18 protein-coding genes are annotated in these 22,941 nt (G+C 66.9%); 11 read left to right on the top strand and 7 right to left on the bottom strand.

All coding sequences use genetic code 11. The features are described 5' to 3' along the window. Positions 1 to 518: 518 nt before the first annotated feature. A complete protein-coding gene (locus ACTIAO_RS09910; RefSeq protein ID WP_441906126.1) occupies positions 519 to 971 on the bottom strand; it encodes a sulfate permease in 453 nt (150 codons plus the stop codon). Positions 972 to 1,149: 178 nt separating this feature from the next. On the opposite strand from ACTIAO_RS09910, the gene ACTIAO_RS09905 reads away from it, so the two are divergent. Continuing rightward, positions 1,150 to 1,584, top strand: coding sequence for a very short patch repair endonuclease (locus ACTIAO_RS09905; protein ID WP_441906125.1), 435 nt, complete (start codon positions 1,150 to 1,152; stop codon positions 1,582 to 1,584). Positions 1,585 to 1,597: 13 nt separating this feature from the next. Here ACTIAO_RS09905 and ACTIAO_RS09900 read toward each other — a convergent pair whose 3' ends face one another. After that, the gene (locus tag ACTIAO_RS09900; RefSeq protein ID WP_441906124.1) at positions 1,598 to 2,908 is read right to left on the bottom strand and encodes a DNA cytosine methyltransferase; all 1,311 of its coding nucleotides are present in this window, start codon (positions 2,906 to 2,908) and stop codon (positions 1,598 to 1,600) included. Positions 2,909 to 3,044: 136 nt separating this feature from the next. Between ACTIAO_RS09900 and ACTIAO_RS09895 the strand changes: the two genes are divergently transcribed. Together ACTIAO_RS09895 and ACTIAO_RS09890 are read left to right on the top strand one after the other, a co-directional pair. Then, positions 3,045 to 4,460: an ATP-binding protein gene (locus ACTIAO_RS09895; RefSeq protein WP_441906123.1), complete on the top strand. Its 1,416-nt coding sequence runs from the start codon at positions 3,045 to 3,047 to the stop codon at positions 4,458 to 4,460. After that, the gene (locus ACTIAO_RS09890) at positions 4,460 to 5,353 is read left to right on the top strand and encodes an O-methyltransferase (protein WP_441906122.1); all 894 of its coding nucleotides are present in this window, start codon (positions 4,460 to 4,462) and stop codon (positions 5,351 to 5,353) included. The genes ACTIAO_RS09895 and ACTIAO_RS09890 overlap by 1 nt, the downstream gene beginning before the upstream one ends. A gap of 484 nt (positions 5,354 to 5,837) precedes the next feature. On the opposite strand, the gene ACTIAO_RS09885 is transcribed toward ACTIAO_RS09890, so the two are convergent. Then, positions 5,838 to 7,142: an IS256 family transposase gene (locus tag ACTIAO_RS09885; protein ID WP_441906121.1), complete on the bottom strand. Its 1,305-nt coding sequence runs from the start codon at positions 7,140 to 7,142 to the stop codon at positions 5,838 to 5,840. Positions 7,143 to 7,273: 131 nt separating this feature from the next. Beyond that, entirely contained in the window at positions 7,274 to 7,981 is a 708-nt protein-coding gene (locus tag ACTIAO_RS09880) for a TetR/AcrR family transcriptional regulator (RefSeq protein ID WP_441906120.1), read from the bottom strand. A gap of 147 nt (positions 7,982 to 8,128) precedes the next feature. On the opposite strand from ACTIAO_RS09880, the gene ACTIAO_RS09875 reads away from it, so the two are divergent. From ACTIAO_RS09875 to ACTIAO_RS09840, 8 genes are all read left to right on the top strand, one after another. After that, positions 8,129 to 9,907: an ABC transporter ATP-binding protein gene (locus tag ACTIAO_RS09875; RefSeq protein WP_441906119.1), complete on the top strand. Its 1,779-nt coding sequence runs from the start codon at positions 8,129 to 8,131 to the stop codon at positions 9,905 to 9,907. Further along, entirely contained in the window at positions 9,904 to 11,637 is a 1,734-nt protein-coding gene (locus tag ACTIAO_RS09870; RefSeq protein ID WP_441906118.1) for an ABC transporter ATP-binding protein, read from the top strand. The genes ACTIAO_RS09875 and ACTIAO_RS09870 overlap by 4 nt, the downstream gene beginning before the upstream one ends. 27 nt (positions 11,638 to 11,664) lie before the next feature. Beyond that, positions 11,665 to 12,309: an MptD family putative ECF transporter S component gene (locus tag ACTIAO_RS09865; RefSeq protein WP_441906117.1), complete on the top strand. Its 645-nt coding sequence runs from the start codon at positions 11,665 to 11,667 to the stop codon at positions 12,307 to 12,309. Then, positions 12,306 to 12,941 carry an MptD family putative ECF transporter S component gene (locus tag ACTIAO_RS09860; protein ID WP_441906116.1) on the top strand — a complete coding sequence of 212 codons (636 nt, stop codon included), beginning with the start codon at positions 12,306 to 12,308 and terminating at the stop codon, positions 12,939 to 12,941. Before ACTIAO_RS09865 ends, ACTIAO_RS09860 begins: the two co-directional genes overlap by 4 nt. Next, a complete protein-coding gene (locus ACTIAO_RS09855; protein ID WP_441906115.1) occupies positions 12,934 to 13,692 on the top strand; it encodes an energy-coupling factor transporter transmembrane component T in 759 nt (252 codons plus the stop codon). Before ACTIAO_RS09860 ends, ACTIAO_RS09855 begins: the two co-directional genes overlap by 8 nt. Next, on the top strand, positions 13,689 to 15,158 hold the full coding sequence (locus ACTIAO_RS09850) for an ATP-binding cassette domain-containing protein (RefSeq protein ID WP_441906114.1): 1,470 nt from the start codon (positions 13,689 to 13,691) through the stop codon (positions 15,156 to 15,158). Before ACTIAO_RS09855 ends, ACTIAO_RS09850 begins: the two co-directional genes overlap by 4 nt. Positions 15,159 to 15,169: 11 nt before the next feature. Beyond that, positions 15,170 to 16,429, top strand: coding sequence for an MFS transporter (locus ACTIAO_RS09845; RefSeq protein WP_441906113.1), 1,260 nt, complete (start codon positions 15,170 to 15,172; stop codon positions 16,427 to 16,429). A gap of 170 nt (positions 16,430 to 16,599) precedes the next feature. Beyond that, positions 16,600 to 16,734 (top strand): hypothetical protein, encoded by a 135-nt coding sequence (locus ACTIAO_RS09840; protein WP_441906112.1) that lies wholly within the window; start codon positions 16,600 to 16,602, stop codon positions 16,732 to 16,734. Between the two features lie 525 nt (positions 16,735 to 17,259). Here the strand turns inward: ACTIAO_RS09840 and ACTIAO_RS09835 are convergent. The 3 genes from ACTIAO_RS09835 to mobF form a co-directional block, all read right to left on the bottom strand. Further along, positions 17,260 to 17,901: a hypothetical protein gene (locus ACTIAO_RS09835; RefSeq protein WP_441906111.1), complete on the bottom strand. Its 642-nt coding sequence runs from the start codon at positions 17,899 to 17,901 to the stop codon at positions 17,260 to 17,262. A gap of 66 nt (positions 17,902 to 17,967) precedes the next feature. Beyond that, on the bottom strand, positions 17,968 to 19,098 hold the full coding sequence (locus ACTIAO_RS09830; RefSeq protein ID WP_441906110.1) for a hypothetical protein: 1,131 nt from the start codon (positions 19,096 to 19,098) through the stop codon (positions 17,968 to 17,970). 49 nt (positions 19,099 to 19,147) lie between these two features. Continuing rightward, positions 19,148 to 22,684, bottom strand: a complete 3,537-nt coding sequence (mobF, locus tag ACTIAO_RS09825) for a MobF family relaxase (RefSeq protein WP_441906128.1) — start codon at positions 22,682 to 22,684, stop codon at positions 19,148 to 19,150. Between the last annotated feature and the right edge of the window lie 257 nt (positions 22,685 to 22,941).

Genomic DNA, 22,941 nt, shown 5'->3' with positions numbered 1-22,941 from the left:
GAATCACTCGATCACGCCGCAACGGGGAATCGACGGGAGAAGGGATGTGGTGGGCCTTCCCAAGCGATTCTCAAACACGCGCCCGGCGCTGAAAACCCTGATTCGCCGGGTACTCCGGGGCTCTGAGGGCCGTGGTCCTCGTGATCAAGGCTCCAAGAGACACGACACGCGCGGTCCGGTGGCAAGAAATCCGGCGAAGTCTCAAACACGATTGGCCTCCGAGCGACGGGCTGAGTTGGTCGCGGACTATGAGGCAGGGATGCCGGTTCGGGCGATCACCGCAAAGTACGGAGTGCATCGTGGGACGATCCCGACGTTGGTCACCCGGGCGGGCGGGTTGGTCAGGACGCCTGGGCTGGACGATGGAGGTCGTACCCGCGCGGCCGCCCTTTACGCAGAAGGGTTGACGTTGCAGGAGGTCGCCGAGCGGCTGGACGTCGATCACAAGACGGTGCGCAACGCTGTGATCGCGGAGGGCGGTCAGATTCGACCGCGGGGCCGACGTCCTCAGTTAGCGTCTAAGTGGACCGCCGTGGGGACGGCTGACGCGCATCGCGGCCACGATCTGCTGAGTCGCCCGCTTCTCGTGTAGACGACGACGTTCGTCGCGCCACGCCCACCGTTCCGTGCGCAGCGGAAGCAGCCGCACGGCGCGCGCGTTGGCGTTCGATGGCCTCTGCAATGCGGACGCGAATCAGCAGAACGACGCTGACCGGCCCGATCATGACGAACTTGATCGCGTTCCATCCCGCCCACAGAACCAGGAGGTTGAGCCAAGCGTCGCCGCCGGCCTTGATCAAGGCGACGAAGTGCATTGCGGCGAGCCAGTAGGGGACGGCGAGGAGCATCGCGGGGAGGCCCCATTTCAGGCCGCGGCGGCGAGCTCGGATCGCGTAGAGCACGATGTTGCTCGGCGCGTAACGCAAGACATCGCGGACACGGGTGCTGGCTTCCCAGAGCAGTCGGAACATGACGTGGGGCTTCTCTCTCATCGCACGGTCAGTAGTGAGACAGTGCGTGTAAGAGTGGCCCAATGGGCCTGTCCCGAAGGACGCCAGTCAAGGAGAAATCTGCCTCCTTTACAGAGTACGACCCCGGTGCGACCTACGGAAGCGCCCGGCCGATCTGCCCGCGGCGTAGCGTGGGAGAATGAGTACCGGTTCGTGGGCGAGCAGCCCGCGCGTGGCGAAGGTAATGCGCGGCAACCGTTCTCGCGACACGAAGCCCGAAATGGCGGTGCGACGGCTTCTACACGCTCGTGGCCTGCGCTATCGCGTGAATGCCCGTCCACTGCCGTCACTGCCACGGACAGCCGACATCGTGTTCCCGCGCAAGCGAATCGCGGTTTTCATCGACGGCTGCTTCTGGCACGGATGCCCCGAGCACTACGTGCCGTCGAAGTCGAATCGTGACTACTGGGCTCCGAAGATCGCCGCGAATGCAGCGCGCGATGTCGAAACCACTCGAACGCTGTCCGCTGCCGGCTGGACGATCCTGCGCTACTGGAGCCACACGCCTCCCGAGGAAGTCGCGGTCTTGGTCGAGTCTCATGTGATCGCGCACGACCAGGACCTGCCCGGATAGGTGTTGGTCGGCGTCAGCCCGCTGCGGCTTCGTAGGAGTCGATCATGTCGCGCTCGGGCACGATAGGCTTCCGTGTTCGCGTAGCCGGCATCTCCTCGATCAGCGCATCGACTACGGGCTGAGCCTTCGAACGCGACAAGGTAAGGAGGGAAACCTCGCCGAGCCGGACGGTGGCGCGAAGCGCCACCGGTGAGTATCCAAGCGAACTGAGCAACGCCGTTGCAGCCGCTCGTGCGAGGGGCGGTGGAACGCTGTTGCCGACTTGGCGGTGGCCGTGCCAGTTCGTGGTGTGGAAGCGGAACCAGTCTGGATAGCCGTGCAGCCGGGCAGCTTCACGGACGGTCACCACGCGATCCTCCCGAGGATGAATCGGTCGCGGGGACGTGTGCGAGCCGCGCTCGGAACCAGTACCCGCCCTCAACGTCCGGGAGGGACCATCAAGCGGAAGTCGATACAGGCGGCTCTTGGGTTCAACTGCGCCACGCTCGGTCTCGGCGAATCGCTGAATGGTCTCGGCCGTGTGGATAGTCCGGCGTGAGCCAGTCAGGAGCGATGGGTCCCAGAGACGTGGCCTCGACTTGTCGCCAGGCAGCGGATCGATGCCAGCTAGCCTCCGGGCGTACGCGCTCTTCGTCGCTGTGCGGCGCTCCGCGTCCCCGCTCGTCAACTCTGCTTCGTCGGAATCTAACAACGCCTTGTATTGAACGGGCGACGGCAGCCCATCAAAGGCCTCTTGCACCGACACCTCGCCGTCCACGGTGGCCGGACGCCTCGGCGCCTTGTCGCTGAGGGCGCCGAGCACGATGACTCGTCGACGCGATTGCGGGACGCCGAAGTTGAGGCTGTTGACTACCTTGTCTGTTCCAGAGAGCGAATAACCCGCTTTGCGGAGCCGCTCGAACGCCTCCTCGCGCACCTCGTCGAACTTCGTTTCGAGCAATCCGGCGACGTTCTCCAGGCAAAACGTTCGCGGTTTGAGTTCTTCGATCAGACGAACGAACTCCAAGAGCAGGTCGTTCCGCTCGTCGTCTCGCTCGCGCTTTCCTCCCGTCGAGAACCCTTGGCACGGAGGGCCGCCAATCAGCGCGTCAAGTCGCCCCGACCACGCAACGCCAGGATGGAGCTTCTTGAACCCACGTTTGGCGGCCGCGAGCACGTCAGCGGCAGACAGCCTTGAAGCATCCCGGCAGAGAACCTCGCACTGCGGGAAGTTGAAGGCATGGGTGGCAGCGTGCACAGGGTCGTACTCGACAGCCGCGACCACATCGAACCCGGCTTGCTCGAACCCGAGGCTCATACCACCGGCCCCAGCGAAGAGGTCCACGGCGACAGGCCTGGTCAGGCGCGCGCGAGCAGAGGAATCCGACACACTATGACGATCGCACATCTCGTCCCCGAACGCACGCACCGCCGAGGCCGTGTTTCCACGGAGAGGGGCATAGGTCGGGCATCATGAGTACATGGTCACACCCACCCCCGACACGACGATCGATGCGGGCGCAGAGAAGCGCTTCTTCATCGAGATGCTAACGAAGGACATCGAGCTGCTGCCGGCGATCGTCGATCTCTTGGATAACAGCGTGGACGGTGCACGGGGCCTCCACCCCGACGGCGACTTGTCCGGACAGTGGGTGAAAATCGAGTTCGGGGACGGTTCTTTCACGATCTCGGACAATTCCGGCGGCATCTCCGCCGAAATCGCCCGACACTACGCGTTCCGATTCGGGCGGTCCAAAGACTTTACGGGGGTGAAGCGCTCGGTCGGTCAGTTTGGCGTGGGGATGAAGCGCGCCATCTTCAAGATTGGACGGGCGTTCGCCGTCCAATCCGCCCATCACGGCGAGACTGGCAATAGCGACGGCTCTCGCTTCCAACTCGACGTCGATGTCGAGCGGTGGGCAGTACAGGACGACTGGACGTTCCAGTTCAACAGTGTCGAGGAGAACGTTGCGCTCGCTCCCGACGAGGTGGCCGGCACGACCATCTCGGTAACGCGTCTGCATCCGAGCGTTCAAGATGATCTGAACGATCCCGCCATCGTGCAGGCGCTGCGCACCGAGTTGCGAGTCCGGCATCAAGAGTCGATTCAGAGCGGGTTGCAGCTCTACCTGAACAGTGACAAGCCCCTGACAGCATCGAGACCATCGCTTCAAGCATCCGACGTGGTGCAGCCGGTCTTCAAAGAGTTCCAGGTCCCCGGTCCGAACGGAGGCGTGGTTGACGTCAAGCTCTACGCCGGAACGGTGGCACCGCCGAGGCGCGATAAAGAAACTGACCCCGAGGACGACGGCCAAGCCGAGAACTTCCAAGACCCCGGTGATGCCGGGTGGTACCTCTTCTGCAACGACCGCCTACTACTCGTCGCAGACAGGACCCCGCTTACAGGATGGGGCAACCCAGCCGCCGCCTACCACCCTCAGTATCGCCTGTTCCGAGGCTTCGTCTACCTCTCGGCCGACGACGCCAGCCTGCTGCCGTGGAACACGACTAAGACCGCCGTCGATCGCGATTCGCCAGTGTTCCGAGCGGTCCAGTCACAAATGAAGACGACGCTCTACGCTGTACAAGCGGTGATCAACCGCGCAAAGCAGGTACGAGCCCGTGTCGAGCAGGAGGACCCGAAGCCCGAGCTGCTGATTGCCCTAGACGACACACCGGATCGGCCGATCAGCTCGCTCTCCACATCGTCGCAGATGATCACGCCGGCCCCGCCACCGCCTAAGCCGAAGGCGCCGCCAACGCCCAAGGCTCAGCGCATCCAGTACGCCGTGGACCCAGACCGCTTCGAGGAGGTTGCCGACGCATTGGGGGCCAACAGCGGCTCCGAAGTTGGCCGTCTCACTTTCGATTACTTCTACGACCAAGAAATCGGCTGATGGCTCGGCAGTATGAGTTTCGGCCGGCGAAGGCCGCTCAACGCATGATGATCGTCGATGCCTGTCGGCGGCTGACCGCCATCGCGCCCCTGGTCCAGTACCAATATGTCGGATTCGGCGGGCTGGAGTTCATCGACTTCGTCGAATTCCATCGCGGCCTCGGAGTTCCGCAGATGACCAGCATCGAACGCGATACAAACATGCAGCATCGGCTCGACTTCAACAAGCCGTACAAGAGTATCCGCGTCCTAATGGGTGAGGCCCACGACCAGCTACCGCAAGTCGACTGGACGAAGCTGTCCATCGTGTGGCTCGACTACACCGACCTACTGACAACCGACATCTTGCGGGACGTCGACTATGTCGTGCGTTCCACTCAACCCGGAAGCGTCGTTATCGTCACCGTCAATGGTGCGGCAACTAAGGTGCCGATGCCCGAACGGCTGAGCAACTTGCGCGCCAACCTCGGAGACCTAGTCGATGACGCACTGGCCGACAAAGACATGGCGGGATGGGGGCCAACGCAAGTCGAACGAAGCATCCTCCAAGCGACAGCGCATGCGGCGGGAAGACAAGCTCATGGTCTGCCGTTTCGTCAGCTCTTCAACTTCCACTACGCGGACGACGCCAAGATGCTGACCTGGGGAGGAATGACGACCAGCACCTCCCTAGACCGCGCAATCGACACCTGCCGTTTCGAAGATCTCCACTTCATACGCACCGGCGACGAGGCGTTCGAGATTAGCGTGCCCGTGCTCACCGAGAAAGAGATCGCCTATCTGGAGACGGAGCTCGTGGGCACAGCGACGGGTCTGCCGCAGATCAAGGGAATCCCGTCAACCGATGTCAGGGCGTTCGCTCAGGTGTACCGCTGGCGAGTTGGGACGCGCTGACCGTAACCGACAACGATCGGTTCAGCACAAGATGGACTCCGGGAGCTCTCCGCCCTCTGTTATCCAGAGTCTCGCCAGTCAGGTTCCGCACAGTTTTGCAGTGATCGCGTGGCTGACTCCTGTCTTAGGCGCAACTGCGACCAATCCTGCGGGTTACGCGAGGGATAGTTTGCGTGCTCGGTCGAAACTTGCGCGAGCACGGGCGGCGTCGACCTTCTGTGCCTCGCTCGCCGCCGGTGCATCGAGCGGCCTGCGGTATGTCCTTCCAGAACAACAGAGGCTGTATGGAGTTGGTCGCGCAGAAGGACCGGCGCGGTGGCTATGGTCGGCTGAGAGGATTTAGGGGGCTGTGGTTGCGTGTGCTGGGGATGATGAGCTGGTGCTCGTAGGCGGCGATGACGAGTTGGGCGCGGTCTCGGGCGGCGAGTTTGGCGAGCAGGCTGCTGATGGGGTCTGTCCGTTCCTTTGTGTACGGGGCTTCGGCTTAGTTGATTCCTAGGCGGTCGCCGTAGGTGATGGACAGGGTGTTCAGGATAGCTTTCCAGCCGGCGATCTGCCCGGTCGGGTTCGTGCGATTCGGGCGCCGCTCGAGCACCGTCAGGTAGAGCACCTTCATCGCCGCCTGCTCGTTGGGGAAGTGCCCGCGGCGTCTCGTGGCCTGCCGGAACCTGGCATTGAGCGACTCAATCCCATTCGTCGTATAGATGAGGCGTCTGATCTCCGGCGGGAACTTCAGGAACGGCACGAACTCGCCCCACGCGTTCTCCCACATCTGGATCATCGCCGGATACAGGCTCCGCCATTGCTCGGCGAACTCCGCGAACCTCGCCTCGGCCGCTGCGGCGGTCGGAGCGGTATAGACCTCGCGGAGCTGCCTGGTGATCTTGGACCAGTACTTCTTCGACGCGTATCGAAGTGAGTTCCGCACGAGATGCACGACACACTGCTGCACCGTTGCGAGGGGCCAGATCGCGGTGATCGCATCGGGGAGGCCTTTGAGTCCGTCGCAGCAGACGATGCAGACATCGGCGACACCACGGTTGCGCAGCTCCGTGAGCATGTTCATCCATTGCTTCGCACCCTCCCCGCCGGTCGGTCCCATCCACAACCCGAGAACGTCACGATGCCCCTCCAGATCGATGCCGACAGCGACGTAGACAGGCCGGTTGGCGACCTGCCCGTCGCGGACCTTGATCACGAGCGCGTCGATCAGCACCACCGGATAGATCGCATCGAGAGGACGGGCTTGCCATTCCTGCATGTCGCCGAGCACCTTGTCTGTCACGGTCGACACCAGATCACGAGAGACGTCGGATCCGTAGAGGTCAGAGAGGTGCTTAGCGATATCGCCGGTGGTCATGCCCTTCGCATACAGAGAGATCACCGCCTCGTCGAACCCCGCGATTCGGCGTTGATGCTTGGGCACCACCACCGGCGCGAATGTCCCCGCCCGGTCCCTCGGGACCTGGATCGTGAGATCGCCGATCTCGGTCCGCACCGTCTTCGGCGTGGATCCGTTCCGACTGTTCGGCGTCTGCTTCCCGACCCGGTCGCCCGGGTCGTAGCCGAGGTGTTCGGTCAGCTCCGCCTCCAACGCGGACTGCAGTACCTGCCGGGTCAGCCCCGTCAGCAGCCCGTCCGGGCCAGTCAGCTCGATCCCTTGACCACGAGCGGCGGCCACGAGTTGCTCCGCGACCGCAGTGACATCCGGCGGCGCAGGAAGGATCTCCCCGGTCCGCAGATCGACGGTCTCGGATTGCTCAGTTGGTGTCTTCAATTCAGTGTTCATGACGTGATTCATCTTCCCGGACGACCGAAGCCGAACCGATCACGCCGAACCCCTCACACACAAACTTCCCGACAGACCCGCGGACACTGAGTCGGCGCGGGCTCCGGTGGAAGAGCTGGCCCGCGTCGGCGCTATTCGCTCGCCTCGGCGTCTCCGGTTCGTAGAGTAGCGTCGAGGCCGGCGATGGTGGTGTCGACGACGAAGCGGTAGTAGTCCCAGCGCATCCGGGCGGCGGTCTCGCCGCCTTCCGCGAGCGGGCGTATGAATTCGTGACCCATTGCGCGGACTTCGGCGGATGCGGTGGGTATCTGATGGAACTCGGCCATCATCGTGGCGTGGTCCCGCGGGCCGTCGCCCTCGTGCTGGAGCCGGTCGTCACTCATCGAGACAGTTAGCATGGCGTTGTTGAGAAGCGCCGCATAGGCGAAGTCTGCGCGGCTGCCGAAGCCGGCGCGGTGCAGGACGGCAATGCCTGCCTCGAGGATAGGCAGGGCTACGGGCAGCGTCGGCCCGTGCATGAGCATCCACTTCGCCGAGCCCGGATACTCCGCGGCGCGAGGACCGGCCGAGCATAGCAGCGCGCGGAACCACTCCTGCCAGGGCAGCTCCGCGTCCGGCGGCTCGATCTGCGCGAGCATCCGCTCCACGACCCGGCGGCACAGCAAGTCCTTTCCGCCGACGTGGTGATAGATCACCGAGGCGGCGACGCCGAGCTGCCCGGCGAGGTCGCGGAGCGACCAGCTCATCAGGTGCGACTCACGGGTCAGCTCCACCGCAGCGTCGATGACGCGTTCGGGGGTGAGGCCGGCATGGAACGGCGCGGGCTCCTTTGTGGTCACTGGGGCTCCTCTGGCTGGGTCTCGCGGGTAGCGCCGCCCAATCATTGAGGTAAGGCTTGCCTTACCTGTAGGCTCGCCACAGCGATTAGAACACTGTTCATTCTACTGTGTGATAATCATTCTCAATAGCGCGATGGAAGGAGCACGATGAGCGTGGCACGGAGCGAGGCGTCGGCGGCGGAGGGTTCGTTCTTCGCGCCGGTGCGGGGCAGCCTGGCGGGGGTCATCGCCCTGGCGGTTCTGGGCGCGGCCGGCAGCGTGGTGCCGTTCATCGCTATTGTCGAGCTGGCTCGCACGCTGCTCCCGGCGATCGACGGGTCGCCGGTGGATGCTGGTCGGGTCTGGGTGATCGTGGTCGTCGCCGTGATCGCACTGATCGTGAGCTTCGGCGCGGCTTTCCTGTCCGGCCTGGTCGGTCATTTCGCGGATGCCGAGCTGCAGCACTCGCTGCGCAAGCGGATTGTTGGCCACTTGCAGCGCCTGCCGCTGGGCTGGTTCGATCAGCGCAGCTCGGGGTCGGCGCGCAAGCTCGTGGAGAACGATGTCGTCGCGCTGCACCAGCTGGTCGCGCACTCGATCCAGGACGTCCTGACCGCGATCACGGTGCCCGTGATCAGCTTGGTCTATCTCTTCATCGTGGACTGGCGGATGGCACTCGCCGCTCTCGTGCCGCTCGTGGCGATCTTCCTCCTCTACCCGCTGATGATGCGGGGGGCCGGCGAGAAGTACGTGCAGTACGACCAGGCAACACAGGCCCTGTCCGGCGCGACCGTCGAGTTCGTGCAGGGCATCGCCGTCGTCAAGCGCTTCGGGCAGGTCGGACGCAGCCACCGCCGTTACCGGGACGCGACCGGAGAATACTCGAGGTTCGTCGGCGAGTGGACCCGTGAGACGGCCGTGGTGTTCACGATCGTCGAACTGCTCGCCTCGCCGATCGTCGTGCTCGCCTTGTTGCTGGCGGCCGCGGTGTGGCTGGTCGCGAACGGCGGGGCCTCTCCGGTCGATGTGCTCCCCGGTATCCTCCTCGGGCTCGGGCTCACCGCGCCGCTGATGAAGCTCGGGGCCTCCGGCCAGTTCCTGCGCAACGCGGGCAAGGCCCAGCAGTCCCTCGCCGCGTTCTTCGCCCTCCCTCCCATTGCCCAGCCGGCCTCCCCGCAGACGCCGGAGGGCCGCTCTGTCGGGTTCCAGGATGCGTCCTTCAGCTACGACGGCGAGCACCGTGTGCTCCAAGAGATCGCCGCGTCCTGCGCCCCCGGCACCGTGACCGCCCTCGTCGGCGCCTCGGGGTCGGGAAAGTCGACGCTGGCGAAGCTCGTCCCGCGCTTCTACGACGTGGACGCCGGTGCGATCGAGATCGGCGGAGCGGACGTGCGTCAGATAGCGTCCGGCGAGCTGTACCGGCAGGTCGGGTTCGTGTTCCAGGACGTGCAGCTGCTGCGCGCGAGCCTGCGCGACAACATCCGGCTCACCCGGCCCGACGCGACCGACGCCGAGGTCGAGGACGCTGCACACGCGGCGCAGATCCACGACCGTATCGCGCGCTTCGAGCGGGGCTATGACGCCGTGATCGGCGAGGACGCGAACCTCTCCGGCGGTGAGGCCCAGCGGGTGACGATCGCCCGCGCTCTGCTCGCCGATGCTCCGGTCCTCGTGCTCGACGAGGCGACCGCGTTCGCCGATCCGGACTCGGAGGCGGCGATCCAGCGCGCGCTGAGCACTCTCGCCGCGGACCGCACCGTGCTCGTGATCGCCCATCGGCTGCACACGATCGTCGGGGCCGATCAGATTCTCGTGCTCGACGGCGGTCGCATCATCGAGCAGGGCACGCACCCCGAGCTCGTCGCGAGCGGGGGGCGGTTCGCGGGGATGTGGGCCGACTACCAGGCCAACCATGCCCGCTCTCTACCGGAAGGAGCAGGCGCATGATCGGTCGTCTGCTGCATTACTGCTCGCCCCGTGCCCGGCGCCTGGTGATCGCGGAGCTGAGCTTCGTGGTGGTCGCCGCGGTGCTGCAGGGAATCGCGTTCTTGCTGCTGGTCCCGCTGTTGCGGTCGCTGTTCGTCGGCGACCTCGACGCCTCCTGGGGGTGGCTGATCGCCGTCGTCGGGACCGCCGTGGGCTACGTCGCCGCGTCGTGGTTCGCGTCCCAGATCGGCATGGAAGCATCGACCGCGGTCCTCGACTCGCTGCTGGAGCGGCTCGGCGACAGCGTTGTGTCGCTGCCGGTCTCGTGGTTCTCCACCGACCGGACCGGACTGATCACGGGCCTGGCGACGCAGGGTGCGATGTTCGTCTCGACGATGCCCTACGCGATCCTGCGGCAGATCCTCGCCGGGTTCATCGCCCCCGGCACCGTCCTGGTCGGCATGTACTTCTTCGACTGGCGGCTCGCCCTGGCGATGACGGTGGTGGTTCCGATCATCGTATTCGGCTACCGGTGGCTCAGCCGGGGCATCGGCCGCGGTGACCAGGCCCACTCGCTCGCGGTCGCCGAAGCCTCCAACCGGGTTGTCGAGTTCGCCCGCGCCCAGCCCGCCCTCCGCACTGCCGGCGAAGGCTCGATCGCCGATCGGCTCGTCGACCAGGCGCTGGAAGACCAGCACAACCAGTACCGGGGTCTGTTGATCACCGGGGGCTCGGCCATTGCCCTGTTCGCGGGACTCGTCCAACTCTCGATCACGGTGCTGCTGGTCACAGGCGCGTTCCTCGCCGTCGGCGGCACCGTCGATATCGCGACCCTGATCGCGTTGCTCGTGCTCGGGGTGCGGTTCAACGAGCCGATCGTCACCGCGGGCGACCTCGGCGGCGGCGTCGCCGTGGCGAAGACCACGATCGACCGGCTCGACGAGCTCGCCGCCGTCCCCAGACTGCCCGAGCCCGAGCATCCAGCGACGCCTACCGACTTCGGCATCGAGTTCCAGGATGTCACCTTCGGCTATGGCGGCGACCCTGTGCTCCAGGGGTTGTCCTTCACCGCCCCAGCCGGCGGGATGACCGCGATCGTCGGCCCGTCAGGGTCGGGCAAGACGACGATCACCAAACTCATCGCACGCTTCTACGACCCCGAGGCCGGGACGGTGCTCATCGGCGGCGTGCCGGTGCCCGAGTTGGGCACGGACGTGATCGAACGGGCCGTGGCCCCCGTCTTCCAGGACGTCTACCTGTTCGACGACACCATCCTGAACAACATCTGGATCGGAGGCCCCGACCTGTCCCGCGAGGAGGTCATCGCCGCCGCGACCCGTGCCCGCGTCGACGAGATCATCGAACGCCTCCCCGGCGGATGGGACGCCCGCGTGGGTGAAGGCGGCTCGAACCTCTCCGGCGGAGAACGGCAACGAATCTCCATCGCCCGAGCGCTTCTCAAAGACGCACCCGTCGTGCTGCTCGATGAGGCCACCAGCGCCCTGGACATCGGCAACGAGATCGCCATCGGCGAGGCCATCGACTCGATCCGCGCGGACCGGACGCTGATCGTCGTGGCACACCGGCTGCAGACCATCATGACGGCCGACCGGATCATCATGCTCGACGGCGAAGGCGGCATCCGCGAGACCGGCAGCCACGCCGAACTGCTCGCACAGGACGGCGCCTACGCCGGCTACTGGCGCGAACGCGTCGACGCCACCGGCTGGCAGCTGACCCAGCCCGACTGAACCATCCGAATCCCGAAAGGAACGCCCATGTCAGACACGACCGCCCCACCCCAGCCCGCCACCGCCACGGCGGGACGCTCGCCCTTCTCGTTGACCTTCAAGGCCCGCGACTTCCTGAACGTCGCGATCTTCGCCGTGATCTATATCGTGGTGATCTTTGCCGTCGCGATGCTCGGCATCATCAGCCCGCTCGTGATGGTGATCACCCTGCCCCTCGCGCCGCTGGTCGCCGGCATCCCCTACATGCTGTTCCTCAGCCGTGTGCGCCACGGCGGCATGATCACCCTGTTCGGGATCGTCTTCGGACTTGCCTCGATGGGCTGGGGACACCCGTGGCAGAGCGCCCTCGTCATCGTCGGCTTCTCCCTGATCGGCGAGCTCGTGATGTACGCCGGGCAGTACCGCTCCAAGTGGGCCGCGATCTGGACCTACACGATCTTCTCGGCATGGATGATCGGCCCCTGGATTCCGTTCTTCCTCGACCCATCCGGGTACATCTCGCAGCAGGCCAGCCAGTCGATGGGCAGCGGGTACGCGGAGCAGATGGCGTCGGTCCTGACCGGGCCTGTCGTCCTGGGCGTGTGGGTGGCGGGGATCGTCTTCGGCTTCCTGGGTGGCCTGCTCGGTGCCGCGGTGCTGCGCAAGCACTTCGTGAAGGCGGGACTCGCGTGACCGACACGACCGTGCCCACCGAGGCGAAGCCCGCCCGGCCCCCGTTCTCGCTGCGGTTCAGTGCGCGCGACCTGACCAGCGTCGCGATCTTCGCGGTCATCTTGATCGTCGTCACCTATGCGATCGGGATGCTCGGCATCCTTTCGCCGCTGGTGTGGCTTGCCGCCGTGCCGGTCTCGGTGCTGGTCAACGGGATCGTGTTCATGCTGTTCCTCACACGGGTCGGGCACGCGGGGATGGTGACGCTGCTCGGCGTCGTCGTGGCACTGTTCTACCTGTTGACCGGCAACTCGATCTTCAGCACGATCGGGATCATCGTCCTCGCGGTCCTCGCCGAGGTCGTGCTCTGGGTCGGTGGCTACCGCTCCAGGTGGGCGGCGATGTTCTCGTACACGATCTTCGCGCTGAGCTTCTTCACCCCGTTCCTGCCGCTCGTGTTCGATCGCGAGAACTACTTGCGCAGCCCGAGCTTCACCAGGATGGGTGAGGAGTACGTTGCCGCCGCCGATGCATTCACCACGCTGCCGGTGCTCGGCGTCCTTGCCGTTGCGATCGCGGTGGCTGGGTTCCTCGGCGGACTGCTCGGCTCGGCCGTCCTGCGCAAGCACTTTGTCCGCGCCGGCCTTGCCTGACGTCGCCGCCCCTATCGGCGCCGTCTCGCGTGGTGCCGCGGGGCGAGGGGGGCTCGACCCGCGCAGCAAGATCCTGCTCGTGCTGGCGGTCAGCCTCGCCGTGATGAGTCCTGGCGGGCTGGTGTTCGTGCCGGCGGGGATCGTGCTGGCGACCCTGCTCGCGGTCACGGAAGGCGCGTGGCGCCGCGCCGTGGCGATCCCGGTCCTCGCGGTCCTCATGTACCTGCTCGGCTGGGTGCTCCCGCTGCTCTGGCCCAACCCCCTGGTCACGGTCGTCGCGATCGGCTGCGGATATCTCATCCGCTTCGTCGCCGCGTTCGGTGTCGGCGCACACTTCATCGCCACCACCTCGCCGACCCAGCTGAGCGCGGCGCTGCGGGCCTGGCGCCTGCCGCGGGCGCTGTCGGTCACGCTCGCGGTGATGCTCCGGTTCTTCCCGGTTGTCGCGGCGGAATCTGCCGCGGTGCTCGATGCCATGCGGCTGCGGGGCCTGGCCGGCGCGACGGGCCTTGCCCGGCATCCGATCCTCAGCATGGAACGCTTCACCGTGCCGATGATCGCCGCGAGCCTGCGCGCTAGCGAGGATCTCTCCGCCTCGGCGATCCTGCGCGGGCTCGGCTCACGACACAGGCCGGTGTCTCTTGATCCGCCCCGGTTCGGCTGGCCCGACCTCGTGCTGGTTCTTGCCCTGACCGTCTTCGCGGCGGCGAGCCTGCTGCTGCCGAACCTTTTGACGATGGTGATCGCATGATCGACATCGCGGGCGTGTCCTGGACCTATCCGCACGCCGAGGCTCCGGCGTTGCGCGACCTCGACCTGCATATCGCATCCGGTGAGTTCGTCGTGCTGTGCGGGGCGTCGGGCTCCGGCAAGTCGACGGCCCTGCGGTTGATGAACGGCCTCGTGCCACAGTTCCACGACGACGGAATCCTCACCGGCACCGTCACCGTCGAGGCAGCGGTCACCACCGCTGTCGAGCTCGACGCCCTCGGCCTGGTCACCGGCACCGTGCTCCAGCACCCACGACGCCAGTTCTTTACCGACTCCGCCCGTGAGGAGACGGCGTTCGCGATGGAGAACTTCGGCTTCCCCCGCGACGAGATCCGCGCGCGCGTTGAGGCGATCCTCACCGACCTCGCGGAGCGGGTTCCGATCGAACAGCGACTGCAGCACTTGTCCGGCGGGCAGCAGCAGCAGGTCGCGATCGCCGCCGCGACCGCCCACGACCCGCGCATCCTGCTGCTGGACGAACCCAGCTCCAACCTCTCCGCGGACGCCGTGCGCCGGCTCACCACCACCCTCGCAGAACTCAAAGCAGCAGGGGTGACGATCGTCATCGCGGAGCACCGACTGCGCTACCTGGAGGAACTGATCGACCGGGTCGTCGTCATGCGCGACGGTGCCGTCGACATCGAATGGACCGCAGCGCAGTTCCGCGCGGTCCCCGACGCTGTGCTCGCGAAGGAGGGACTGCGCGGACAGATCCGTTCGCCCGACGTGCCGCTCCTGCCTGCGGCCGGCCGGAGCATGGTCGAGCAGGCCCAGGCAGAGGATGATCCGAGCGGGACGCTGCTGTTGGACGGCATCCGCTGCCGGCTGGGGGGTCGCACGGTCCTCGACCTCGAGCGGGTCGCGTTCGCCGCGGGCGAGGTGACCGCGATCCGCGGCGTCAACGGCGCTGGCAAGTCCACCCTCGCCCGCGTCATCACCGGCCTGCAGAAGTCCGCCGGCACCGTCCGGCTCGACGGGCGCGTGCTGAGCGGGCGCGCGAGACAGCGCGCGAGCGCGATCGTGATGCAGGACGTGCAACGGCAGCTGTTCACTGACAGCGTCCGGGCCGAGATCGACCTCGCCAGCGCCGACGCTCCCGGAGCCCCCCAGACCACCGACGTCCTCGCAGCGCTCGATCTCGATCATCTGGCCGAGCGGCATCCGCTGGCGCTGTCCGGCGGGCAGCAGCAGCGCCTCGTCGTCGCGGCCGTCCGCGTCGCCGGTCGCCGCATCGTGATCTTCGACGAGCCCAGCTCGGGCGTCGACCGACGTCACCTCCAGTCGATCTGCGATCAGATCCGCCAGGTCGCCGCCGCAGGCGCGGTGGTGCTGCTCATCAGCCACGACGACGATCTACTTGCCCTGGCCGCCGACCGGCAGCTCGTCCTGACCCCGCCCGCTGCGGACCGGCAGCTCACGCCCGTTCACGCGGGTGGGAACCAATGAAGGAAGGCAGCATGACCGCCCCCACCCCGACCCCCGCGTCTGAGACGACTGCGCCTCGCCCGCAGATCCCGCTGCTGCTCGCCGCGGTTCTGCTCATCTACCTCGGGCAGATGACGCTCAACCCGATCATCGCGCCGTTGTCGCGCGAGGTCGGCTTGGCCGAATGGCAGATCGGGGTGACCATCAGCACGGCGGCGGTCATGGTCGTGCTCACCAGCCAGTTCTGGGGGCGCCGTTCCCAGTCCTTGGGGCGCAAGCCGGTCCTGGTGGCCGCGTTCGTGCTCGCGACGGTCGCGATGATTCTGTTCGCGCTGCTGGCCTGGCTCGGCATGAGCGGCGCGATCACCGGCGTGAGCCTGTTCCTGCTGTTCGTCGCCCTGCGCGGGATCGGCTTCGGCACCGCGATCGCCGCCGTGCCGCCGAACGCGCAGGCGTACATCGCCGACGTCACGACCGATGAGAAGGCCCGAGTGAAGGGGATGGCCGGCGTCGGCGCGGTGCAGGGCATCGCCATGATCGGCGGGTCCGTCATCGGCGGGCTCCTCTCGGCCTTCGGCCTCATCACGCCGCTGATCGCCGTGCCGGTGCTGCTGCTCGCCGGCCTCGCCCTGATCGTCTTCCGGCTGCGGCGCGAGCCCCGCCATGAACTCATCCAGACCCCGGCCAGGGTCAGCCCGTTCGACTCGCGGGTATGGCCGTTCCTGCTCGCCGGGTTCGGCATGTTCACCGCGCTCGGCTTCATCCAGGTCATCACCGGATTCATCGTCCAAGACCGCCTCGGACTGGATTCAGCGACCACCGGCCTCGTGACCGGCGCCGCGCTCCTGGCCGCCGGCGTCGGCATGATCCTCGCCCAAGCCGTCATCGTGCCCCGCAGCGGCTGGACGCCGCCTACGCTGCTGCGCGTGGGCGGGGTGATCGCGTTCGCGGGCTTCCTGGTGCTCGTCTTCGACGCCGGTCCCGTCCTGCTGTTCGTCGCGATCCTGCTGATCGGTCTGGGTCTGGGCATCGCGATGCCCGGCTACACTGCCGGCCCCACCCTTCTCGTCAGCCGCGAGGAGCAAGGCGGCCTGGCCGGGCTCATCGGCGCGACCACCGGACTCACCTTCGTCATCGCGCCCACCGCGGGCACCGCCCTCTACGGGCTCTGGGCACCGCTGCCGATCATCGTCGGTACCGCGATCATGGCCGTCGTCGCGGTCTTCGTCCTGGCCCACCCGCGCTTCCGCCGTTCTCCCGGAGCGCCGGAGGGCGTCAGCGTCGAAACCTGACCTGCGTCGCAATGTCGACACGCTGCACCAGCCGAACGCGTGGAGAGTGCTGCGCGTGATCTGGGCACGCTGGTGCACTGTGAAACCTTCGGAGTTCACACAGAAGCGTCGGCGGTCGTCGAGGTTGCCGCGTGATGGGTGAGTATCTAGGGGTTCGGCAGCACGAATGTATGTCGCCAGCGGACGTGGCGGTCTCCGTGCTCGGCCTCACAGTCGTGAATCTCGGTGAGCTGCGCAAGTCGGGCAAGGGTCCGGCGTACTTCGAGCCGACGGGAGACCAGGGGAAGGTCATCCTCTGCTCCTGAGTGGACGTGGACGTGTGGATCAGCCAGTCTCGGCGCACGACAAGAGACCAACGCTAGTCATGTCGTGGTGGGGTACTCATGAGGGGACGACACCCCCACGAAAGCTCCTCATCGGCAGCGGGAGGCTTTTCTTGGTCGTCCCCACCGCCCTCAATCAGAGCGACGAAGTGCTGGGCGACGGGCCAGTACGGGATGGCGAGGAGCATAGCGGGGACGCCCCCATTTGAGGCCGCGACGGCAGGTGCGGATCGCCTAGAGCACGAGGTTGCTCGACGCGTAGCGGAGGATGTCGCGGACGCGGGTGCTGTCTTCCCAGAGCAATCGGAACATGATGTGGGCTTCTCTCTTCGCACGGTCAGATGACGAGACAGTGCGTTAGAGAGTGGCCCGAGGGCCTGCGCGCGAGGGGCGCCAGTTCAAGGAGGAATCTGCCTCGTTCCCTACTGTACGCCGCCCTGGCGACACCGGATAGGGTACCGCACTGGTCGGTCGCTGACGGAAGTTCCGATGGGCGATCCCATGTCGTCAGGTGCGCAGGGCACGTTGCAGTCCGTGTGCGAACTCGCTGAGCGCGTTGAGGGTCGCGATGGCGTAGTAGACGATCTGGCTCCGCAGCACACCGTCGATGTCGCGAGGGACGCCGTGCCGGGTGAGGACCCAGATCGCGCTGTTCTGAACGCCGACCTCGTCGCCGACAATGTGGCCGGAGACGGTGTTCCGAATGAGACGCAGGGTCTTGTTGAACTCTTTGTCGTCCCTCATCTCGGACATCGCCTGCTTGAACGCGCCCACTGCTTCATCGAACCTCGCGACATCGAACAGATGAGCGCCGGTGTCGTTGCGGAGAGTCCGCATCGCCCTGGATACGGCATTGACCATTCGCCCGGCCGACTCTTCCGCCTCTTCGAGTGTCAGGGCAAGGAACTTCTCGGCGGTGAGCCGGTTCTGCGGGTCCGCGAGTAACGCACGGAGCATGACACGCATGTCGAAGTCGACGGTGAGGATGAAGAACTCGAGCTGCGTGAATCCACGGTAAATCTCGGAGTCCCGTTCGAGGCCGAGCTTGACGTTCTGAGCAGCCCGTTCCAGCACGCGCTCTTGCTCAGGCAGTATCGCGTCGAACCCCGCGATGATGTCCTCGGCGCGACCAACCGGATTGTCACTCATTGTGCTTCTCGCTCCCCGCGCCATCGCCGCTGTCGATCCGTTCCTGCATTGCCGTCCCTCACCTCGTCAGATGACGGGGTCGCGCTCCCAGTTTGGTGATCGCGGGAAGTCATCGTCTGAGCGCCACCCCTCTGCGTTCGTCCACGGCGATCCGCTGGGCGCATCGGGGGCGTCCCATCGCCATACGTCGGGGTGGCGTCGTTCGGTGTTGGTTGTCGGCCGGGCCGCGTAGCCGAGTGTCTGTCTTGCGGGGACGGTGTAGTGCCACCAGCATCCGACCTGATCTTGCCCGACAGTGAAGGCGTCGGGGTCGAGAATGTGCTTGCTGGCGACCTGCGCGAGTGTCGCGTGAGCGTCGAACGGGCCGGGGCGGAGTAGCACGGCGTTGAGGTACTCCGTGTCGAAGTCGTAGGCGAAGTTCAGCAGGTTGGGGATGTGCCGGTCATCGACCAGCCGACCTGACCCATCGAGTTCCCGCGAGCCGGCGACGGCTTCTTCGTGGAGACGACGCAACCTGGCACCTGCGTCGTCAGCGACCCGTGGGAAATACTCGGCCAGGGCTGCGACGAGCACGATCGTCTTGGTTGAGTTCTCTCGCGTCGCGTAGCCAAGGTCTCGACCGTGCAGGACACCGTGGCGCGAGACGAGCCCGAAGGTCCCGGACTCATCGACGTTCTCGGAGAACACGCGGCGGACGACGGGCAGGTTCTCCTCCATCCCGGCGAGCGTCGCGTCATCGAGGTAGGGGTCCGCGTTGGCCTTGGAGAAGAAGGACTGCCCGGTAAGGTCGCGGCTCATCCCGTCGATCTGCGCCAGGATGATCGGGATGGACGCTTCGTAGGCTCCCGCGAGATGATGCTCGATCGCTTTCTCGATCAGCGTGACGCGATCCCAGAGCACCTGCTTGAAGGGGTAGTGGGAGTTTGACCATCGGCGTATCGGTGCCGCAGCGTGTCGGAGAAGCACCTGGTTGTCGGAGTTCCAGACCTCCGTGATCGCCTCATCAATAGTCGTGGGCTCAGCGCCCTTCGCGGCAAGGCGTAGGACGCGGACGGTTCCGGCTTGGTGCCAGCGATCGCACATCGCCCACCCCAGCGGGGCGAACAGTGCGACTGCTTCGGCGATCTGCGTGACGGCGGGATGCGCGACAACTCCCAGGCGACGCGCCACGTCGGCCGCCAGCTCTGCTTGAGTCATCCCTCGTCCTCCCGTCTCCAACAAGGATGGCAGGTCGCCGTGTTCTGCCTCAGAACCCGAGCCCGCGAGTTACTTGGTTCGCGGGCCGACGCTCACGCGTCGGGGCCCGCTTTGCTTGTGTGATGGCCCGGATTGCAGCGGCGGCACGTTCCTGGTCAATCTTCTGTACATCGTTCTCGGCCGGCGCCCCGAGCGGCGTCAGATCCGCGATGCCGTAGCGGTCGCGGTACGCGGCGACCGTGCGGGCCAGGCGGCGCCAGGTCGCGGCGGTCTTGGCGTCCTTCTTCGGCGGGGTGCCGAGCGCTTTCGTCCACCCCTGGTTCTCGGTGAGCGCGGTGTCGAGGAGGGCGTCGGCGCGGGTCTCGATGAGGTTGCGTCGTTCGGTGAGCGCCTGCCGGAGGTCGGGGCTCATGGTGCCGGTGGCTTCGGGGATGAGCCCGGCGATCAGCCGGGGCGTCTTGCGGGCGCGGCCGGACCCGGCAGGGCGGGCGGTGGCGCGAGTCACGCGGTAGTGGAGGACGCCGGCGATGTCGTCGGCATCGGAGAAGCCCCGTGCCCGGACAAGCCGTGGCAGCAGGGCCTCGATGTCGTGGTGGTTGGCCTCGGCGCGGCGAAGCTCGGCAGTCAAGGCGCCGAACGCTGGGGAGCTGATCGCGGCGTCCGCGTCGTCGTCGGTGAGCCCGGATGCGCGCACGAGGTTCGCCCACCTGTCGCGTTGCGCGGCGGCGGCGATCGTCTCGTACTCCGCAGCGAGCTGGCCGATATTCACCCAAGCATCCTGCTCGGCAGTGATGGTCTCGTGGGCGGAGAGCTCGGCGCCGACGTGCTGGAGCACCCCGAACAGCACCGACCGGGCGGTGGCGTCGGTGTTGTCGCCGGGATGCGGCCCGGCGTGGGAGTCGTCTGGCTTGTCGATGGCGACGTAGGCGAAGTTCGCGTCCCGGCCGCGAGTGAGCGCGACGTACAGGTTCTCCCGCGTCACAGATGGGTCGACCAGGACGTGCGAGGTGTCCACGGTGATGCCCTGCGCCCGGTAGGAGGTCACCGCATAGCCGAGGTCGAGGTGCTCGGCCGCGTACGCGGCGGGGAGCACGACCGACCCGCCCCATCTGCGCCCGGCGCGGCGGAGAGTGACCGACCCGTCGTCGCGGATGTCGGTCACGGTCCACCTGTCGCCGTTGCGGACCCAGGACCGGCCGGCACGCAGGCGGCGGTCGTTGCGGCGGGTGATGACGGTATCCCCGGTCGCGGCGCGGGTGCCGTCGTGCAGCTCGACCTCGCGGGTGCCCCCTATGGTGCCGTCCAGGATCAGGTCGGTGCGGGCGCGTTGGTTGAGCGCGAGGACGGATTCGTTCGAGTCGCTGACCAGCACACTCGCCCTCCCCGCGAGCCGGTCGGCGCGCCAGGCCGCGTACGCGGCGTCGATCATCGCCTCCGTCTCCCCGCCAGTCACCCGGCCATGCTCCACGTAGGTGTCGATGACCTCGGTGTGGCCGTGCCGCAGGCCGAGGGAGGCGGTCTTCTCCCACGGGTTGGTGAACCTGTGGATGTCGACCAGCTCGGGAGCATCGTCCCGGTCGTGGGCCAGCAGCGAGAACGCGCCGCCGGCCTCGACGGACTGGAGCTGCGCGTAGTCGCCAACGAGCAGCACCTTCGCCCCCGCCTCGACCGCCAGCGCGGTGATCCGGTCCAGGGAGAGCGTGCCGGCGAGGGAGGCTTCGTCCACGATCACGAGCTGACCCGTGCGGAACGACTGGCCGGTGCGTTGATGGACCTCCCACCACTTCGCGGTGTTCTCCGTCGCGATCCCGAGGTCGTCGGCGAGGACCTGCGCGGCGACCGCAGACGGCGCCAGCCCGACCACGCTGCCGGGTCCGTGCTCGTGCTCCCATGCCCGCCGCAACGCGGACATCGCCGTGGTCTTCCCCGCTCCGGCTGGGCCGACCAGGACATCGACGATGCGGCCGGACGCGGCGACCGACACCAACGCGGCGGCTTGGTCGTCGCCGAGCACTCGCCCTTCCCGGTCTGGTCTGGCGGCGATCCGTTCCACCGTCGCCAGCGGCACGGTCGGGCCGGTCCTCATGCCGGCGCGCTCGAGGAGACGGTCTTCGGCGGCCAGCAGAGCTTCGGAGGAGAACACCGTCGAGTGCTTCGGCCGGAACACGCTCGTGCCCTCCGGGCGGCGGAACGCCACCGGGCTCGTCGCGAGCTCCGGCGGCGTGAGCCGCAGCGACGCGGCCTCGGCGGCATCCACGACCAGGCCGACAACCGCTTCCCTATCCACGGTGGAGGCGAACCGGTAGCCCATCGTCTGCCGGGCCGCCTCGGCGGTGAGGTTCCACCGCCGCCAGGTGGAGCGCTTCTCACCCACCACCTCCACGACCGACTGGCCGAGGGATGCGATCACGTCCAGGGGGATGTCGTCGGCGCGCAGCAGCAGCGGTGCCTCGTTCGCCGCGACCGTCCGCGCCCACGCGGTCGCGTCCGCGCCGAGGATGCGGCCGGCACGCGCCCGCCACTCGGTAGTCAGATCGGCCAGCGAGCGGACCTGCTTCTCGGGGCGGGTGGTGAGGGTGGCCTGGGCGCGGAGCTTGATGATCGTCGCGGTCGAGGGCTGACGTCCGTGCCTGTCGACGTACTCGGCGATGAGCCGGTTCTTCTCCGCGTCGATGTGCCGGGATCGGGAGGAGAACTCGACCACCAGCTCCTCCGGCACCGCCGACACCGCCCACGCCGGATTACGGTCCCGACCCATCTCGCGGGACTCCCATGCGACGCCGAACAACCTCGTGAGATGGTCGGCGAACACGGCCTCGTGCAACTCCGATAGGGCGACGGTCGCGGCGTGCATGGGCCGGCCGTCGAGAGAGCGCCACTTGCCGTCCAGGACGGTCTGCACCTTGTTGCTGATGACGACGTGCGTGTGCAGATGGGGGTCGCCCGCGCGGGAGTCGTAGTGATCGAACGCGGTGGCGACCAGACCCCGCACGTCGACCTGCGCAACGGCTCCGTCGCGGGCGGTTGCGCCGGTGCGGGTGGCTGCAACCTCCCGTTCCATGAACGCAACCACCTCCGCAACCGCGGCATGGTGCGCGTCCGCGATCAACGCCTGCGTGCCCGCATCCGCAACCGCCCACAGCACCGAGGCGGACTTCGGGATCGAGAACGTGAAGTCGTACCCGGCGACCGCGCGCCGCGTCCCGCGCGCCGCTTCCTCGGCTTCGATCTGCGCCACTGCCTCGGCACGCGAGGCCGGCCCAAGGTCGGGATCGAGGGCCGCGGTGCGCTCCTCAATGCGCTCCGCCACGCTCTTGTACGCGGGATACGCCAGTCCGAGCGGGTCGCCGGTGACGGGGTTCCGGCCCATCCCGACAAGAAGCTGGAGCTGGGACTCGGCGACCTGATCGCCTTCCACAATCACCCCGCCGAGCGCTGCGACGCCCGCGCCGAGCCAGCGACCCGGCGGGCTGCCCTCCTCGGCGTAGTACCTCGTCAACGGCGTGGACAGAGAGCGGTCGCCGTCGCCTGCCGCGACGGTGCGGAGCAGGTACTTGTAGCCATCGCCTGCCGACATGACGCGCATCGAGACCGTCACCCGCTCACCTCCCATCGCTCAACGAGGAGGTGAACGACCGCCGCCGGAAGGGCGGCCCGAGGACCTGCAAGACGCGTGGTGCTTCTGAGGAGCGGTGGAGACGAGGGCTCCGAGCGGTGACGGATCGGTCGACTCGGGACGGTCGCGAGAGGCCACGGGAGGCGACGCGAGCACCTGGCAGGTGACCAGCCCGGTCAGGAGTCGCAGAGACGACGGCCGGGGAGCACCGATTTGCCGGAGTTCTC

This window comes from Microbacterium sp. (assembly GCF_052099035.1).
Lineage (GTDB): Bacteria > Actinomycetota > Actinomycetes > Actinomycetales > Microbacteriaceae > Microbacterium.
The sequence above is the reverse complement of the archived record's forward strand: the minus strand, read 5'-3'. Positions and strand labels throughout refer to the sequence as shown.

What these genes read in the sequence shown, in the direction of transcription:
- ACTIAO_RS09870 (WP_441906118.1), top strand. Translation starts at nt 9,904, where the DNA reads ATGATCGGTCGTCTGCTGCATTACTGCTCGCCCCGTGCCCGGCGCCTG.
- mobF (WP_441906128.1), bottom strand. Translation starts at nt 22,684, where the DNA reads ATGCGCGTCATGTCGGCAGGCGATGGCTACAAGTACCTGCTCCGCACC.
- ACTIAO_RS09865 (WP_441906117.1), top strand. Translation starts at nt 11,665, where the DNA reads ATGTCAGACACGACCGCCCCACCCCAGCCCGCCACCGCCACGGCGGGA.
- ACTIAO_RS09885 (WP_441906121.1), bottom strand. Translation starts at nt 7,142, where the DNA reads ATGAACACTGAATTGAAGACACCAACTGAGCAATCCGAGACCGTCGAT.
- ACTIAO_RS09830 (WP_441906110.1), bottom strand. Translation starts at nt 19,098, where the DNA reads ATGACTCAAGCAGAGCTGGCGGCCGACGTGGCGCGTCGCCTGGGAGTT.
- ACTIAO_RS09890 (WP_441906122.1), top strand. Translation starts at nt 4,460, where the DNA reads ATGGCTCGGCAGTATGAGTTTCGGCCGGCGAAGGCCGCTCAACGCATG.
- ACTIAO_RS09895 (WP_441906123.1), top strand. Translation starts at nt 3,045, where the DNA reads ATGGTCACACCCACCCCCGACACGACGATCGATGCGGGCGCAGAGAAG.
- ACTIAO_RS09910 (WP_441906126.1), bottom strand. Translation starts at nt 971, where the DNA reads ATGTTCCGACTGCTCTGGGAAGCCAGCACCCGTGTCCGCGATGTCTTG.
- ACTIAO_RS09850 (WP_441906114.1), top strand. Translation starts at nt 13,689, where the DNA reads ATGATCGACATCGCGGGCGTGTCCTGGACCTATCCGCACGCCGAGGCT.
- ACTIAO_RS09835 (WP_441906111.1), bottom strand. Translation starts at nt 17,901, where the DNA reads ATGAGTGACAATCCGGTTGGTCGCGCCGAGGACATCATCGCGGGGTTC.
- ACTIAO_RS09905 (WP_441906125.1), top strand. Translation starts at nt 1,150, where the DNA reads ATGAGTACCGGTTCGTGGGCGAGCAGCCCGCGCGTGGCGAAGGTAATG.
- ACTIAO_RS09840 (WP_441906112.1), top strand. Translation starts at nt 16,600, where the DNA reads ATGTCGCCAGCGGACGTGGCGGTCTCCGTGCTCGGCCTCACAGTCGTG.
- ACTIAO_RS09845 (WP_441906113.1), top strand. Translation starts at nt 15,170, where the DNA reads ATGACCGCCCCCACCCCGACCCCCGCGTCTGAGACGACTGCGCCTCGC.
- ACTIAO_RS09875 (WP_441906119.1), top strand. Translation starts at nt 8,129, where the DNA reads ATGAGCGTGGCACGGAGCGAGGCGTCGGCGGCGGAGGGTTCGTTCTTC.